Genomic DNA, 16,221 nt, shown 5'->3' with positions numbered 1-16,221 from the left:
CGCGGCGTTCAATCGAGTCATGGCCGACCTCACCTTCATCGCGCTGACCGCGCTGTTCTTCGTCGTCTCCGCTCTGGTGGTCAAGGCGGTCGAGCGACTGTGAGCGCCGAACACTCAGTCGCCCTCGTCATCTCGGTCCTCCTCCTCGGCTACCTCCTGGTGGCCCTGCTGTTCCCGGAGCGTTTCTAGATGTCCGACGCCACCGCCGCCCTGCTCCAGGTCGTGACGCTGCTCGTGGCCCTGGCCCTGGCCTACCGTCCCCTCGGCGACTACATGGCCCGGGTCTACGTCGACGAGCACCACACCCGGATCGAGCGCGGGCTCTACCGCGTGATGGGCGTCGATCCCGATGCCGACCAGCGGTGGGCGGTCTACGCCCGGTCCCTCCTCGCCTTCTCGTTCGTGAGCGTCCTGGGCCTGTACACGCTCCAGCGCCTCCAGCCACGGCTGCCGCTCTCCCTCGGCTTCCCCGGTGTCGCCCCCGACCAGGCGTTCAACACCGCTGCCTCGTTCGTCACCAACACCAACTGGCAGTCCTACTCCGGCGAGTCGACGATGGGTCACCTCACGCAGATGTCCGGGCTCGCGGTGCAGAACTTCGTCTCGGCCGCGGTCGGCATCGCCGTCGCCGTCGCGCTGGTCCGTGGCTTCCGGCGAGCCCGCACCGACCGCGTCGGCAACTTCTGGGTGGACCTGGTCCGCGGCACCCTGCGTATCCTGCTGCCGATCGCGGTCCTGGCCACGCTCGTCCTGGTGGCGCTGGGGGCGGTGCAGAACCTGAGCGCCGGGATCGAGGTCACCACGCTCACCGGTCAGTCCCAGACCATCACCGGAGGCCCGGTCGCGTCGCAGGAGGTCATCAAGGAGCTGGGCACCAACGGGGGCGGCTTCTACAACGTCAACGCCGCTCACCCCTTCGAGAACCCGACCCCGGTGAGCAACCTGGTCGAGGTCTTCCTGCTCCTGCTGATCCCGGTCGCGCTGACCAGGACGTTCGGCGTCCTGGTCGGCGACACGCGGCAGGGGTACGCCGTGCTCGCCGCGATGGGCGTGATCTGGGCGGTGCTGCTCGTCGGGGTGACCGCGCTCGAGGCGTCACACCCGGGTACGGCGTTCGGGCTCGCCGGAGCGTCGATGGAGGGCAAGGAGACTCGCTTCGGCGAGGCCGCGTCGTCGCTGTTCGCGGTGTCCACCACCGGCACCTCCGCCGGAGCGGTCAACTCCTTCCACTCCTCGTTCACCGCGGTGTCGGGCGGACTGCTGCTCCTCAACATGGGTCTCGGCGAGGTGGCGCCGGGCGGGGTCGGCTCCGGGCTGTACGGCATGCTCGTGCTGGCGATCCTGGCCGTGTTCGTGGCCGGTCTGATGGTCGGCCGCACGCCGGAGTACCTGCGCAAGAAGATCCGCGCCCGCGAGATGAAGCTGGTCGCGCTGTACATCCTCACGATGCCGGTCGTCGTGCTGGCCGGCACGGGGGTGTCGATGGCCCTGCCGGGCCCCCGGGAGTCGATCCTCAACCCGGGGCCGCACGGGCTGTCCGAGGTGCTCTACGCGTTCATGTCGGCCGGCAACAACAACGGGTCGGCGTTCGCCGGCCTCTCGGTCGACAGCGCCTGGTACAACACCGTGCTCGGTCTCACCATGCTCTTCGTGCGCTTCGTCCCGATCGTGCTGGTGCTGGCCCTCGCCGGCTCCCTGGCCGGCCAGCAGCACGTGCCGGCCACGGCGGGGACGCTGCCGACCCACCGCCCGCTGTTCGTCGGGATGCTGACCGGCGTGGTCGTCGTCGTCGCCGGGCTCACCTTCTTCCCGGTCCTCGCCCTCGGTCCGCTCGCGGAGGGCCTGTCGTGACCCCCCTCCACCTGCTGGCGTCCTCGCTCCCGGACGCGCTGCGCAAGCTCGACCCGCGAACCATGGTCAGGCACCCCGTCATGTTCGTGGTCGAGACCGGCGCCGTGCTGTCGACGGTCCTGGCCGTCACCGTCCCCAGCACCTTCGCCTGGTCGGTGGTGGCGTGGCTGTGGCTCACCGTCGTCTTCGCGAACCTGGCGGAGGCCGTCGCCGAGGGACGCGGCAAGGCGCAGGCCGCCACGCTCCGCCGCGCCAAGACCGAGACCGTGGCACGGCGCCTGCGCGAGGACGGCTCGGAGGAGCAGGTCGGTGCTCCCGACCTGCTGGTCGGCGACCACGTGGTGGTCGAGGCAGGGCAGATCATCCCCGGCGACGGCGACGTGGTCGAGGGGATCGCCAGCGTCGACGAGTCGGCGATCACCGGCGAGTCCGCCCCGGTGATCCGCGAGTCCGGCGGCGACCGCAGCTCGGTCACCGGGGGCACCAGGGTGCTCTCGGACCGGATCGTGGTCCGGATCACCGCGAAGCCCGGCGAGGGCTTCATCGACCGGATGATCGCGCTCGTCGAAGGCGCCTCCCGGCAGAAGACGCCCAACGAGATCGCCCTCGACATCCTGCTGGCCAGCCTGACCGTCATCTTCCTGGCCGCCACGGTCACCCTCCAGCCGTTCGCGATCTACTCCGGCGCCGAGCAGTCGCTCATCGTCCTGGTGGCGCTGCTGGTGTGCCTGATCCCGACCACGATCGGGGCGCTGCTGTCCGCGATCGGCATCGCCGGCATGGACCGCCTGGTGCAACACAACGTGCTGGCCATGTCCGGGCGCGCCGTCGAGGCCGCCGGCGACGTCGACACGCTGCTGCTCGACAAGACCGGCACCATCACGCTGGGCAACCGGCAGGCCTCCGAGTTCCACCCGGTGGACGGCGTCGACCCCCGGGCCGTCGCGAGTGCCGCCCAGCTGTCCAGCCTCGCCGACGAGACCCCGGAAGGCCGGTCGATCGTCGTGCTCGCCAAGCGCGACCACGGACTGCGCGAGCGTCGGCCCGGTGAGCTGACCCACGCGCACTTCGTCGAGTTCACCGCGCAGACCCGGATGTCCGGCGTCGACCTCGACGGTGGCCGCCGGATCCGCAAGGGCGCCGCGGCCGCGGTGATGAAGTGGGTCCGGGAGAACGGCGGCCATCCCACCGAGGAGGTCGGCGCGATCGTCGACGCCATCTCCACCGCCGGGGGGACCCCGCTCGTCGTCGCCGAGCACCTCGACGGGGGGCCCGCCCGCGCCCTCGGCGTGATCGGGCTCAAGGACATCGTCAAGGAAGGCATGCGCGAGCGCTTCGACGAGATGCGCCGGATGGGGATCCGCACCGTGATGATCACCGGCGACAACCCCCTCACGGCGCGCGCGATCGCCGAGGAGGCCGGCGTCGACGACTTCCTCGCCGAGGCGACGCCCGAGGACAAGATGGCGCTGATCAAGCGGGAGCAGGAAGGCGGCCGGCTCGTCGCGATGACCGGGGACGGCACCAACGACGCCCCCGCACTGGCCCAGGCCGACGTCGGGGTCGCGATGAACAGCGGTACGTCGGCGGCGAAGGAGGCCGGCAACATGGTCGACCTCGACTCCAACCCGACGAAGCTCATCGAGATCGTGGGCATCGGCAAGCAGCTGCTCATCACGCGGGGCTCCCTGACCACCTTCTCGATCGCCAACGACGTCGCGAAGTACTTCGCGATCATCCCGGCGATGTTCAGCGGCGTCTTCGTCGGCCTGGACACGCTCAACGTCATGCGGCTGGCGACGCCGCAGTCGGCGATCCTGTCCGCGGTCGTCTTCAACGCGCTGGTCATCGTCGCGCTGATCCCGTTGGCCCTGCGCGGTGTCCGGTACCGGCCCTCCTCGGCGGCGGCCATGCTGCGCCGCAACCTGACGGTCTACGGCCTCGGCGGCGTCGTCGCCCCGTTCGTCGGCATCAAGCTCCTGGACCTGCTGGTCTCACGGATCCCCGGAATCGGCTGAGAGGTACCCCGTGAGGACATCGACTCCTGCCGCACTGCGCCAGCTCGGCGCCGGGCTCCGCGCCCTGCTCGTCCTGACGCTCGTCGTGGGCGTGGCCTACCCGCTGCTCCTGACCGCCGTCGCGCAGGTGGTCCTCCCCGACCACGCCGACGGCTCGCTGGTCGCGTCCCGGGACGGGCTGGTCGGCTCGGAGCTCCTCGGGCAGTCCTTCACCCGGCCGGTCACCGAGGACGGTGAGCCCGTCACCGATGCCGTCGGAGTGCCGGTCACCGAGCCCGACCCGGCGTACTTCCAGAACCGGCCCTCGGCCGCGGGCGGGGGCTACGACCCGCTGTCCAGCTCGGCCTCCAACTACGGCCCGGAGAACCCGGACCTCGTCGCGCTGGTGGAGGAGCGCCGGGCCCTCGTCGCCGCGCTCGACGGGGTCGATCCCGAACAGGTGCCCCCGGACGCCCTGCTCGCCAGCGGGTCCGGGCTCGACCCGCACATCAGCCCGGCTTACGCCCACCTGCAGGCCGCGCGGGTGGCCCGCGAGCGCGGCCTCGCCCCCGAGCAGGTACGCCGCCTGGTCGACGACCTCACGCAGGGCAGGTCCCTCGGCTTCCTCGGCGAGCCGCGCGTCAACGTGCTGCTGCTGAACCTGGCGCTCGACGAGCAGGCCGGCACGCCGGACGAGGCAGACTCGGAGTAGACGGAATCGACGCCGCGCGCGCACGAGCCGACGGGAGGTGGCATGGCACGAGGACGGTTGAGGGTGTACCTGGGCGCCGCGCCCGGCGTCGGCAAGACCTACGCCATGCTCGGCGAGGGCCGGCGTCGCCTCGAGCGCGGCACCGACGTGGTCGTCGGCTTCGTCGAGACCCACGGCCGGCTGCACACCGCGGAGATGACCGAGGGACTGGAGATCGTCTCCCGGCGCGAGCTGCGGTACCGCGAGGCCGTGTTCACCGAGATGGACGTCGACGCGGTGCTCGCCCGCCGGCCCGCGGTGGCGCTGGTCGACGAGCTCGCGCACACGAACGTGCCGGGGTCGCGCAACGAGAAGCGCTGGCAGGACGTCGAGGAGCTCCTCGGCGCCGGGATCGACGTGGTCTCCACGGTGAACATCCAGCACCTCGAGTCGGTCAACGACGTCGTCGCCAAGATCACCGGAGTGGCCCAGCGCGAGACGGTTCCCGACTCCGTCGTACGCGCCGCCGACCAGGTGGAGCTCGTCGACATGGCACCCGAGGCGCTGCGGCGCAGGATGGCTCACGGCAACGTCTACGCCGCCGAGAAGGTGGACGCGGCGCTGAGCAACTACTTCCGCGTCGGCAACCTGACCGCGCTGCGCGAGCTCGCCCTGCTGTGGACCGCCGACAAGGTCGACGAGGCCCTGCAGACCTACCGGTCCGAGCACGAGATCGAGGGCACCTGGGAGACGCGCGAGCGGGTGGTGGTCGCGCTCACCGGCGGGCCGGAGGGCGAGACCCTGGTCCGTCGGGCGGCGCGGATCGCCGCCCGGTCGACCGGAGGCGAGCTGCTCGCGGTCCACGTCACGCGCTCGGACGGCCTCACCGGCGCCGACCCTGCCGCGCTCGCGGACCAGCGACGGCTCGTCGAGTCCCTCGGCGGTACCTACCACCAGATCCTCGGGGAGGACGTGCCCGAGGCCCTGCTCACGTTCGCCCGCGCCGAGAACGCCACCCAGCTGGTGCTCGGCGCGAGCCGGCGGTCGTGGCTGGCCACCCTGTTCTCGGGTCCCGGCATCGGCGCCACCACGATCCGCGACTCGGGCGACATCGACGTCCACATCGTCACGCACAGCGAGACCGGCCGCGGAACCCGGATCCCGCGGCTGCGCGGAACGCTCAGCTCGCGCCGCCGGTTCCAGGGCTTCGTCCTGGCCGTGGCGCTCCCCCCGCTGCTGACGCTCACGCTGTCGTCCCACCGGGCCACCTTGAACCTCGTCAGCGACGTGCTGGTCTTCCTCCTGGTCGTGGTGGTGGTCGCCCTGGTCGGCGGCTTCCTGCCGGCGCTGGTCGCGGCCGTGGGCGGGTCGCTCCTGCTCAACTACTACTTCACGCCGCCGCTGCACACGTTCGCCGTGAACGAGGGCAACAACGTGCTCGCCCTCGGCGTCTTCGTCGCGGTCGCCCTCCTGGTCAGCTCGGTGGTGGACCTCGCCTCCCGGCGCACCCGCCAGGCCGCGCGCTCGGCAGCCGAGTCCGAGACGCTCGCCACGCTGGCCGGCAGCGTGCTGCGCGGGGAGCACGCCCTGCAGGCGCTCCTGGATCGGGTCCGCGAGTCGTTCTCCCTCACCTCGGCGACCCTGCTCGAGCGCCGGCCCGCGCCCCGCGCCGGGGGTGGGGTCATGGCCCAGGGCCCGGCCGCCGACTGGTCGGTGGTGGCCGGAGCCGGCACGGACGTCTGCACCCGCCCCGAGGAGGCGGACACCGCGGTGCCGTTCGGCGACGACGTGGTCCTCGCGCTGCGGGGCCGCCCCCTGCACGCCGACGAGCAGCGTCTCGTGGGGGCGTTCGCGGCGCAGGCCGCCGTCGTCCTGGAGCGGCAGAGGCTGAGTGCGGCCGCGGCGGCCGCCGTACCCCTCGCCGAGGCGAACAAGATGCGCACCGCACTGCTCGCCGCCGTCGGCCACGACCTGCGGACCCCGCTCGCCGCGGCCAAGGCCGCCGTCACCAGCCTGCTCAGCCGGGACGTCCACTGGTCCGAGGAGGACCGTGAGGAGCTCCTCGAGACAGCCGACGAGTCGCTGGACAAGCTGGCCGCACTCGTCGACAACCTGCTCGACCTGAGCCGGCTCCAGGCCGGTGCCCTCGACGTGCTCACCCGCCCCACCGCGCTGCTCGAGGTGGTCGCCCGCGCGCTCGACGACGTCGGCGACGAGGGTCGGCACGTCGTCATCGACCTCCCCGACGACCTCCCCGAGGTCCTCGCCGACCCCGGGCTGCTGGAGCGGGTCGTCGCCAACCTGCTCGCCAACGCGGTGCGCCACTCCCCCGCCGCCGCACCGCCCACGCTCACCGGGAGCCGCCTCAGGGGCACCGTGCAGCTCCGGGTGATCGACCGGGGACCGGGGATCCCGCCGGAAGCGCGCGAGCGGGTCTTCGCACCGTTCCAGCGGCTCGGCGACACCGACAACACCACCGGGGTCGGCCTCGGCCTCGCCCTGGCCCGCGGCCTGACCGAGGTGATGGGTGGCACGCTGACCCCCGAGGAGACGCCCGGCGGCGGGCTGACCATGGTCGTGTCGCTCAACGCCGTCCCGGCGCCAGACCAGGCGCCGGCCCCCGAGCCGGGACGCCGTGAACGACGTGCCGAGCCGGCGGCGCGGACGGAGGCCGAGCCGTGAACCGGGTCCTCGTGGTCGACGACGAGCCCCAGATCGTGCGCGCCCTGGCCATCAACCTGCGCGCCCGCCGGTACGAGGTGCACACCGCCACCACCGGCGCGGAGGCGCTGGCGACGGCGGCGCGCAACCCGCCTGACCTCGTGATCCTCGACCTCGGCCTCCCGGACCTCGACGGGGTCGACGTGATCCGGGGCCTGCGGGGCTGGAGCAGCGCGCCGATCCTCGTCCTGTCCGGGCGCAGCGACAGCATCGACAAGGTCGAGGCCCTCGACGCCGGCGCGGACGACTACCTCACCAAGCCGTTCGGGGTCGACGAGCTGCTGGCCCGCCTGCGCGCCCTCACCCGGCGCGCCGGGTCGCCCGAGAGCCAGCCCGCGGTGCAGCTCGGGCGGGCCACCGTCGACCTCGCCGCCCGGAGGGTCACGTACACCGACGAGGACGGCGTCGTCGACGTACGTCTGACACCGACCGAGTGGCACCTGCTCGAGGTGCTGCTGCGGCATCCCGGCAAGCTGCTCAGCCAGAAGCAGCTGCTCCGCGAGGTCTGGGGGCCCGGGTACGAGAACGCGCAGGGCAACTTGCGGCTCTACATGGCCCAGCTGCGCCGCAAGCTCGAGCCGGACCCGGCGCGGCCGCGCTACCTGCTCAACGAGCCCGGTATGGGCTACCGGTTCGACCCCGGCACCGACGTCCGGCGTCACTGACTCGTGCCCCCGCACGGCCTTCGGGATGACGTGGTGTCGCTTGCGGCACACTGTGCGGATGCTGCACCTGCGGATCACGGCACCGACCCACCTGACCGACGACGTGCTGGCCGCCCTGGACGACCCGGCCGTCAGCAGCCTGTCCACGATCCGGGGCGCGGCGGTCCGTCCGCGCGGCGACCTGGTGCTCGCCGACGTCGCCCGGGAGGCCGCCAACGACGTCATCGACCGGCTGCGCGACCTCGGCGTCCACCACGAGGGCAGCCTGCACGTGGAACCGGTACGGGCCTGGCTCTCGCAGACCGGGTTCGACGCGGAGCGGCGGTCCCCGGGAAGCAGCGCCGACGCCGTCGTCTGGGCGGACGTCACGCAGCGGTCCTACGAGGAGTCCGAGCTCAACTGGACCTACGTCAGCTTCATGGTGCTGGCCACCCTGATCGCCGGCGTCGCGATCGTGCTCGACTCCCAGATCCTGGTGATCGGGGCGATGGTGCTCGGCCCGGAGTTCGGCGCGGTCGCCGCGCTCGGCGTGGCGCTCGTGCGTCGTCGCTACTCCCTGCTGGCGATCGCCGTCCGCACGCTCCTGGCCGGCTTCGCCGTGGCGATCGCGGCGACGACGGCCGCGGCGCTGGTCGGCCGCGCGCTGGGCTGGGTGACGCTCGCGGACGTGACCGGCCACCGGCCGGACACCGCCTTCATCTACACCCCCGACAAGTGGTCGTTCATCGTCGCGGTCATCGCCGCGGCCGCCGGCGTCCTCTCCCTCACCTCGGCCCGCGTCGGCGGGCTGTCCGGGGTGTTCATCTCGGTGACGACGGTCCCGGCGGCCGGGAACGTCGCCCTGGGGCTGGCCTTCGGCGCCGGCGACGAGATCTGGGGCAGCTCGCTCCAGCTGCTGCTGAACCTGTCCGGCATGGCCCTCGCCGGCTGGATCACCCTGGCGACGCAGCAGGTCGTCTGGTCCCGCGTCTCCGCGCACCGGGCCCGGCTGGTCGAGCGGCTCCGACGTCCCCGCCCGTCGCCGAGGTCGTGACCATCGTCCCTGTCGTACGGCGCCGCCACGGCACATGATCGAGGCATGCCCTCGACCAGGATGCTCACCAGGCCCCTCGCGCTGGCCGTCGCGGCCGGCGCGGCGTACGGCGTCTCCCGCTGGCCGGCGATGACGCACTGGGGCGCCACCCCCGACGAGACCGAGGAGTCCCTGCCGGGCGACGAGATCGTCGGCGAGGCGAGGTACCGCACCACCCATGCGGTCACGATCGACGCACCGGTCGAGCGCGTGTGGCCGTGGCTCGTGCAGCTGGGGCAGGGTCGTGGCGGGATGTACAGCTACGACTGGCTGGAGAACCTCGTCGGCCTGCACATGCACAGCGCGGACCGGATCCACCCCGAGCTGCAGGACCTCGCCGTGGGCGACGTGGTCCGGCTGGTCCCCGCCGGGACGGATCCGCCGCTGCGCTTCGTCGTGGCCCGGCTCGAGGCCCCGCACGTCCTCGTGCTCGGTCCCTCCGGCAGCCGCGCCGACGCGCTCGCGGGCAACCTGCCGTACCCGTGCTGGACGTTCCGGCTGAGGCCCACCTCCTGGGGCGGGACGCGGCTCGTGGTCCGGTTCCAGAGCGACTTCCGGCCGAGCCCGGCGGGGTGGCTGATGAACAAGTACGCGCTCACCCCCGTGCACTTCGCGATGGAACGCAAGATGCTGCTCGGCATCAAGGAACGTGCCGAGCAGGACGCCTGAGGGTCCGTCCGGGCCATGTCGGCGGGCTCCGCGGCTGGCCTACCGTCGACGCATGACCGCGCCGACGGGGGACCCGACCAGCAGGACGCTGGCCCTGGTCCGGGCGGGTCTCTGGCTGCTCCCGGTGTACGGCGTGCTGCTCACCCTGTCCACGCTGACCCACCAGCCGGACCCGGAGACCGACTTCGCGGGCTACTCCCGCTACGTCACCACCGACCTCTTCCTGGCCAGCCACCTGGGCGCGAGCATCCTCGGCGCCGGGCTCGGCCTGGTCGGTCTGGTCGCCGCGCTGCTCCTGCTGGTCCGGGGCCCGGCGGCTGTGCCGGCGCTCGTGGCCACGTCGCTGACCATCGTCGCGAACACGCTGCTGACCGCGGTCTTCGCGGCCGCCGCGTTCGCGCAGCCGGCGATCGGTCGGGCGTTCCTGGCCGGCGACGAGACCGCACGCGACATCGACGCGGACGTGTACGGAACGCCGCTGTTCAGCACCGCCGGGGTCGGCCTGCTGCTGTTCGTCGCCGGTGCCGTGGTCTTCGGGCTCGCGCTCGCCCGGACGTCGCCGGAGCTCCGCTGGCCGGGCTACGGCTACGCCACGGGTCTGGTCGTGTTCGCGCTGCTCGGGATCCCCGTCCCGGTCGTCCAGCCCCTCGGCGGTGCGGTCGCCGCGGTCTCGGCCGCCCTGGTCGCCGTACGGCTGCCGCGGGCGAGTCCGGTGCTCAGCCCTGGGGCTGGGCGATGTTGACCATCCACGAGATCCCGAACCGGTCCTCGCAGGCGCCGAACTCGTCGCCCCACATCTGCCGCTCCAGCGGGACCGACACGCTGCCGCTGGCGGAGAGCTTCTCCCAGTAGCCACGCAGCTCGTCGGCGTCGTCCCCGCTGAGGCTCACCGCGATGTTGTTGCCCGGGTTGTGCTCCATCCCGGGCGGGGTGTCGGCGCCCATCAGGGTGAACCCGCGGTCGGTCTCGAGATTGGCGTGCATGATCTTGTCGGCCGATCCGGGGTCGGGAGCCCCGAACTCGCCGAAGGTGCTCAGGGTCAGGTTGCCGCCGAAGACGGCCTGGTAGAACTCCATGGCCTGCCGGGCGTCGCCGCCGAAGCTGATGTACGGGTTGAGTCGAGAGGCCATCGCGGACTCCTGGGTCGAGGAAACGGTGCGGACCCTTCGCACCCTAGTGGCGCTGCGGTCGCGGGGCGAGACCCGTCGGTCCCCACGCCGGACCACGCCGGACCTCCTCGGCGGGAGACGCCAACGCCCCAACCGTCAGGCCCGGAGGACGAGCAGGGCGATGTCGTCCTCGGCCGCGACCGAGCTGCGCAGCAGGTGGTCGCACAGCTCCTCCACGCCCAGGCGGTGGCAGTCCCGCAGCACCTCGACGATCCAGGCAAGCCCCTCGGCGACCGGGACGCCACGACGTTCGATGAGGCCGTCGGTGTAGAGGACCACGGTGGTTCCCGGCGGCAGGGTGACGCAGTGGTCCCCCCGCGACGTCGTGGCGTCCACGCCGAGCAGCAGGTCGGGAGCGTCCTCGAGCAGACGAGTCCGTCCGTCCGGCTCGATCAGCACCGGCGGCGGGTGCCCGGCGTTGGACCAGCGGAGCGTCAGCGGCCCCCGGCCGTCACCGCTCACCTGCGCGAGTACGGCGGTGGCGACGATGTCCTGCGCGGTCGCCAGCATGACCCGGTCGACCCCCCGCAGCACCTGGCCGGGCGCGTCGGGATGCATCGTGTAGGCGACTCCGCGCAACATGTTGCGCACCTCGGCCATCGCCGCGGCGGCCTGCTGGTCGTGGCCGGCGACGTCACCGATCACCACCGTCAGCGAGCCGTCGGACAGCTCGAACAGGTCGTACCAGTCCCCGCCGATCTGGGCCAGCTCGACCGCCGGCTGGTAGCGCACCGCCACCTCCGGGCGCTGCGACCGGATGAACCGTGGGAGCAGGCTGCGCTGGAATGCCTCGGACATCCCCCGCTGGACCTCGGCCATGTGCCGTTCGGCGCTCCTCACCCGCACCCGCTCCAGCGCCTCCCGGAGCGCGGCCGCGACCAGGCGGAGGAACCCCAGGTAGTCGTCGTCCAGGGCCAGGAACGGGCTGAGCGTGACCACGAGGAGGCACTGCTCCCCCGCGTCGGAGGAGCTCAGCGGCAGCCGCGCCACCCGGCGGTCACCCCGGGTCTCGAGCACGCCGTACCCGAGGGCGACGACCTCCGCCGGGTCGTCGGGTACCGGCCCCGCGGCGGCGCCACCGACCGTGCTGAGCCGGATGTCGGCCTCGGGGAAGTCGTGGGCCGCGGCCCGCAGGAGCGGCAGTGCGTTGTCGCGCATCTCCTCGGGAAGCTCGACGTGGGCGAGACGTTCGTTGAGCCGGCTCAGCAGCTGCAGGCGACGCCGGGAGAGGACCTCCTCCGTGGTCTCCGCGGCGATGTCCATGACGCCCTCGACGCGGTTGTCGCGGCCCCGCACCGGCGAGTAGGAGAACGTGAAGTAGCACTCCTCGAGGAAGCCGCGCCGGTGCAGTGGTACGTACTCGTCCTCGACCCAGGTGGCGTCGTTCCCGTCCAGCACCCCGTGCAGCATGGGGCCGATCAGCGGCCACGCCTCCGGGAACACGTCGCGTGCCGGCGTGCCCAGGGCACTCGGGTGCTTGTCGGCGATCAGCGGGACGAACGCCTCGTTGTAGACGAGGACGAGCTCCGGCCCCCACATGAGCGTGACGGGGAACCGGGTCTTGGTCATGAGGTCGACGGTGGTGACCAGCGCCTCGCTCCAGGACGCGACTGGTCCGAGCGGAGTTGCAGCCCAGTCCACCGTCTCGTAGACAGACCCCAGGGTCCCGAGGTCGTCGAAGTAGTTACGCACCGCCGCAATGTAGCCCGTCGCGCGTGAGCGTTCCCTGATTCCGGGCGGGTGACGGCCGTGGGCCAGACCACGCCACTTCAGTCGAACGGCCCGCCGGGGTCGATCTGCTGGGCGAGGTACTGGTTGACGCCGACCCGTTCGATCGCGTCGAGCTGGCTCTCGAACCAGTCGGCGTGCTTCTCCTCGTCACGCACCATCTCCTCGAACACCGCGGCGCTGCCGTGGTCCCCGAGCTCGCGACACTCCTTGGCGCTCGCGTTGAACTGCGCGACGGCGGCCTTCTCGCTCTCGAGGGCGAGGCGCAGCATCTCCTCGGCGTTCTCCCCCACCTGGATGGCGTTGAGCCGCTGGACGTTGGGGTGCCCGTCGAAGAGCAGGATCCGGTTGATGAGGTCGTCGGCGTCCCGCATCTCGTCGATGGAGAGGTCGTAGAACACCTTGCCGAGCCGACCGAAGCCCCAGCTGTCGAGCATGCGGGCGTGCAGGAAGTAGGTGTTGGTGACGGTCAGCTCGAAGGTGAGCGCGTCGTTGAGCAGGTCCACGATGCGGGGGCTAGCTGGCTGCAACTTCGACCTCCGGCAGGGATGCGACGGTCGGCTCATGCTCGCACAGCAGGCGCCGCAGGGAGAAGACACACGCACCGCAGCTCTGGCCGGCGCCGGTCGCCCTGCACACGCCTCCCAACGTCTGCGCACCGGACTCGATCGCGTCGACGACGGCTCGGTCGTTCACGACCCCGCAGTGGCAGACGATCACGGCACCCCCATGAGTAGGTAAGGCTTACCTAAGCCAGGGTAGACCATCGTGCGGACGTCTGCCTCATCGTCCGGCATCCGGTGGCCGGGTCAGCCCAGGCGTCGGCCGAGCAGCGAGGCGACCTGGTCGGCCATCAGCACGGCGACGCGCCGTTGCTCGACCGAGGGGCGGGCGATGTCGGTGGCCGAGGTGACCACGAAGTACCCCAGCGTCTCGCCGTCCCGCACGACCAGCAGCGCGGTCTCCTCGTCGGTCGGCAGCCCGTCGCGACTGACGTCGACCCTCCGTCCCGCCCGGGTGACCACCCCGTCGTGGTCGAGCACGGCGAGCCGGTTGTCGTGGACCGGTCCGGCGACGAAGCGCGTGCGGGTGACCCCCAGCACCTCGGTGATCTGGCCGGTGACCCGATCGATCAGGTCGTCGACCGAGACGGGCGTGGCCAGCACCAGCTCGGCGGTGCCCAGGACGCCGTCGAGGTAGCCGGTACGACGGCTGGCCCGCGCCTGCTCGCGCTCACCCCAGAGGGCGATCTCGGTGACGGCCACCCCGATCAGGACCAGCAGCACCATGTCCCCGATGTCGTCCGGGTCGTCGATCGTGAAACGCAGGTAGGGCTCGGTCAGGAAGAAGTCGAACCAGGCACCGCTCGACACCGCGGCCAGCACACCCGCGTACCGGTCACCCACCGACGCCGCCGCCACGATGACGGCGGCGAGCACGAGCACCGCGGTGGAGTCGGTGACGGACTCGCGCCAGAGCGACATCACCGCACAGGCGACCAGAGGCGCGAGCACAGCGCCGACACGCACGGCGCCTCGATGCTGGTGAAGGGTCTCTCGCCACCCCATCCGTCCATTAACCCACCGACGGTGGGCACTGTCAGCCGCTCGTGCCGCATCGGCCGGCGCAGGCGGCCCACCTGCGCCGGCCGGTGGGACTAGTGGGAGAAGACCCGCTGCGTGACTTGCGTCCCGCCGGGTGACCATCCCATCGTGGCCGAGCACGGCGAGCCGGCTGTCATGGACCGGTCCGGCGACGAAGCGCGTCCGGGTGACCCCCAGCATCTCGGTGATCTGCCCGGTGACCCGGTCGATCAGGTCGTCGACCGAGTCGTGCGGGGCGAGCACCGGCTCGGCGGTGCCGAGGACGACGTCGAGGCGGGCCGGTACGACCGCTGGCCCGCGCCTGCTCACGCTCATCCCAGAGGGCGATCTCGGTGACGGCCAGCCCGATCACAACCAGCAGCACCATGTCCCCGATGTCGTCCGGGTCGTCGATCGTGAAACGCAGGTAGGGCTCGGTCAGGAAGAAGTCGAACCAGGCACCGCTCGACACCGCGGCCAGCACACCGGCGTACCGGTCGCACGCCGACGCCACCGCCACGATGACGGTGGCGAGCACGAGCACCGCGGTGGAGTTGGTGAAGGCCTCGCGCCGGAGCGACATCGCCGCACAGACGAGCAGGGGCGCGAGCACGGCGCCGACACGCACGGCGACTCGATGCTGGTGAAGCGTCCTTCGCCACCCCATCAGTCCATTAACGCACCGGCGATGGACACTGTCAGCCGCTCGTGGCTGAACGGCCGGCGCAGGCGGCCCACCTGCGCCGGCCGGTGGGACTAGTTGGAGAAGACCCGCTGGGTGAACTGCCAGTTCTGGGGCGCACGGTTGTGGGCGTTGTCGCCGTACACGCGGCCCGCCTCGAGCCGCGCCCAGCCGCTCTCCGCACGCATCTGCAGCCAGCGCGGCTCACCGAAGCAGGCACGCGGGAAGCGGAGGTCGACGGTGTTCTCGGCGTAGTCGATCTTGTGGGTCGCCCCGCAGTCGAGAATCTCCCCGGCTCCCGGCCGGATGACCTCCATCCCGCCCCGCCACAGGCCCTGCCCGGCGAAGAGCATCACCATGCGTCGGGCGCCGGTGTCGGTGCGGAAGGTCAGGAAGTCGCCCCGGAACTCCCCGACTCGACGGAGCTCCGCGAAGTCGACGTGAACCGACACGGTCCGCCGCCCATGGCGGAGGACGGTGCGCTCGATGTCGCCGTTCTTCACCTTCGGCTCCGCCTCGAAGGGGATGTCCTCGGGAGACGTGATCTCCTCCTCGACCAGCGCGTCGAGGTCGACCGACCAGACGTCGCCGCGCCGGTCGGTGAAGGCCAGGCGCTCGGCGTGCGCGACGCCGGTGCCGATGGTGGACAGAGCGACGGCCGCAGCGGCAGCCAGGGCAGCGCGACGCAGGGCGGAGCGGGTCAAGGGGTCTCCCGAGTTGTGATGTGCCACGACTCCCGTGGCGAGGCAAAGATTAAGCCCGTCTCCGCCCGGTTGTGGCCAAAATGGGGGATCTGGTGCGCTACCTCGGGATCTACCGAGCCGATGGTGCTCGACAGGCCTCGGTGAGGGCTCCCACGGCGGGGAAGGACGCCCGCGTCTCGGCCCCACAGGCCACGCGGCTCAGGACTCCGCGGCCCCGTGCGCGGCCTCCTGCTCGGCGACGCGACCGAGGTTTCGCAGGAGCAGGTGGACCACGGGTCCGTACGGCCGCACGACGACGGCGGGGCCGCTCAGGCGGAAGACCAGGCGACACCCGGCGTCCAGTGGCTCCACCGCGTGGACCAGGTGCACCGGCCCCACCTGCCACGTCCACGCCCGGCCGGCATCGACCGAGACGATCCGCGCCGGCACCGGCACCAGTCCCAGCAGGCGTACGGCGCCGCGGGCGCCCTCACGCACCTCCGGGCTCCCGAGACCCCACGCGCCCCGGAGGTGCGGCGCCCACCGGGGCCACCGGGACGGCCGCGCGACCAGGGACCAGGCCAGCTCCGACGAGGCGGCGGCCTCGACCTCGTACACGCGCTCGCTGTGGCTCCGCACGGTGCCCACGGTACGGGTCGCCCGAGAGGGCGCGGGGCCGGCGGGGTGCGTGCTTTCGGCGAAAGTGGGGG

17 protein-coding genes are annotated in these 16,221 nt (G+C 72.1%); 9 read left to right on the top strand and 8 right to left on the bottom strand.

Features of this window, described 5'->3' with window-relative positions; all coding sequences use genetic code 11:
* Nucleotides 1-99 precede the first annotated feature (99 nt).
* From kdpF to K1X13_RS18600, 9 genes are read left to right on the top strand one after another with little or no spacing between them, the layout of a single operon-like run.
* Entirely contained in the window at nt 100-189 is a 90-nt protein-coding gene (kdpF, locus tag K1X13_RS18640) for a K(+)-transporting ATPase subunit F (protein WP_221026629.1), read from the top strand.
* A complete protein-coding gene (gene kdpA / locus K1X13_RS18635) occupies nt 190-1,851 on the top strand; it encodes a potassium-transporting ATPase subunit KdpA (protein WP_221026628.1) in 1,662 nt (553 codons plus the stop codon). It abuts the gene before it with no gap.
* Nucleotides 1,848-3,869: a potassium-transporting ATPase subunit KdpB gene (gene kdpB, locus K1X13_RS18630; RefSeq protein WP_308249637.1), complete on the top strand. Its 2,022-nt coding sequence runs from the start codon at nt 1,848-1,850 to the stop codon at nt 3,867-3,869. The genes kdpA and kdpB overlap by 4 nt, the downstream gene beginning before the upstream one ends.
* A gap of 10 nt (nt 3,870-3,879) precedes the next feature.
* Nucleotides 3,880-4,560: a potassium-transporting ATPase subunit C gene (locus K1X13_RS18625; RefSeq protein WP_308249636.1), complete on the top strand. Its 681-nt coding sequence runs from the start codon at nt 3,880-3,882 to the stop codon at nt 4,558-4,560.
* 42 nt (nt 4,561-4,602) lie between these two features.
* Entirely contained in the window at nt 4,603-7,221 is a 2,619-nt protein-coding gene (locus K1X13_RS18620) for a DUF4118 domain-containing protein (protein ID WP_225915350.1), read from the top strand.
* Complete coding sequence (locus tag K1X13_RS18615; RefSeq protein WP_221026627.1) at nt 7,218-7,925, top strand: response regulator; 708 nt, start codon at nt 7,218-7,220, stop codon at nt 7,923-7,925. Before K1X13_RS18620 ends, K1X13_RS18615 begins: the two co-directional genes overlap by 4 nt.
* Nucleotides 7,926-7,983: 58 nt before the next feature.
* Nucleotides 7,984-8,958 (top strand): DUF389 domain-containing protein, encoded by a 975-nt coding sequence (locus K1X13_RS18610; RefSeq protein ID WP_221026626.1) that lies wholly within the window; start codon nt 7,984-7,986, stop codon nt 8,956-8,958.
* Between the two features lie 45 nt (nt 8,959-9,003).
* The gene (locus K1X13_RS18605) at nt 9,004-9,666 is read left to right on the top strand and encodes a hypothetical protein (RefSeq protein ID WP_221026625.1); all 663 of its coding nucleotides are present in this window, start codon (nt 9,004-9,006) and stop codon (nt 9,664-9,666) included.
* Nucleotides 9,667-9,718: 52 nt separating this feature from the next.
* Nucleotides 9,719-10,408, top strand: a complete 690-nt coding sequence (locus K1X13_RS18600; RefSeq protein WP_221026624.1) for a hypothetical protein — start codon at nt 9,719-9,721, stop codon at nt 10,406-10,408.
* Here the strand turns inward: K1X13_RS18600 and K1X13_RS18595 are convergent.
* The 8 genes from K1X13_RS18595 to K1X13_RS18560 form a co-directional block, all read right to left on the bottom strand.
* A complete protein-coding gene (locus K1X13_RS18595) occupies nt 10,383-10,796 on the bottom strand; it encodes a VOC family protein (protein ID WP_221026623.1) in 414 nt (137 codons plus the stop codon). The genes K1X13_RS18600 and K1X13_RS18595 overlap by 26 nt on opposite strands.
* A 135-nt stretch (nt 10,797-10,931) precedes the next feature.
* Nucleotides 10,932-12,527: a SpoIIE family protein phosphatase gene (locus tag K1X13_RS18590; protein ID WP_221026622.1), complete on the bottom strand. Its 1,596-nt coding sequence runs from the start codon at nt 12,525-12,527 to the stop codon at nt 10,932-10,934.
* A 77-nt stretch (nt 12,528-12,604) separates the two neighbouring features.
* A complete protein-coding gene (bfr, locus tag K1X13_RS18585) occupies nt 12,605-13,069 on the bottom strand; it encodes a bacterioferritin (RefSeq protein ID WP_308249635.1) in 465 nt (154 codons plus the stop codon).
* Between the two features lie 10 nt (nt 13,070-13,079).
* Nucleotides 13,080-13,283 carry a (2Fe-2S)-binding protein gene (locus K1X13_RS18580; RefSeq protein WP_221026620.1) on the bottom strand — a complete coding sequence of 68 codons (204 nt, stop codon included), beginning with the start codon at nt 13,281-13,283 and terminating at the stop codon, nt 13,080-13,082.
* An 89-nt stretch (nt 13,284-13,372) separates the two neighbouring features.
* The gene (locus K1X13_RS18575) at nt 13,373-14,092 is read right to left on the bottom strand and encodes a DUF4118 domain-containing protein (protein ID WP_308249634.1); all 720 of its coding nucleotides are present in this window, start codon (nt 14,090-14,092) and stop codon (nt 13,373-13,375) included.
* A 208-nt stretch (nt 14,093-14,300) separates the two neighbouring features.
* Nucleotides 14,301-14,774: a DUF4118 domain-containing protein gene (locus tag K1X13_RS18570; RefSeq protein ID WP_221026618.1), complete on the bottom strand. Its 474-nt coding sequence runs from the start codon at nt 14,772-14,774 to the stop codon at nt 14,301-14,303.
* A 128-nt stretch (nt 14,775-14,902) separates the two neighbouring features.
* Entirely contained in the window at nt 14,903-15,532 is a 630-nt protein-coding gene (locus tag K1X13_RS18565) for a hypothetical protein (RefSeq protein WP_221026617.1), read from the bottom strand.
* Nucleotides 15,533-15,730: 198 nt separating this feature from the next.
* Nucleotides 15,731-16,150, bottom strand: a complete 420-nt coding sequence (locus K1X13_RS18560) for an SRPBCC family protein (RefSeq protein WP_308249633.1) — start codon at nt 16,148-16,150, stop codon at nt 15,731-15,733.
* Between the last annotated feature and the right edge of the window lie 71 nt (nt 16,151-16,221).

It is taken from the genome of Nocardioides jiangsuensis (assembly GCF_019679455.1).
In the GTDB taxonomy this organism is placed as follows: Bacteria; Actinomycetota; Actinomycetes; order Propionibacteriales; family Nocardioidaceae; genus Nocardioides_C; species Nocardioides_C jiangsuensis.
The sequence above is the reverse complement of the archived record's forward strand: the minus strand, read 5'-3'. Positions and strand labels throughout refer to the sequence as shown.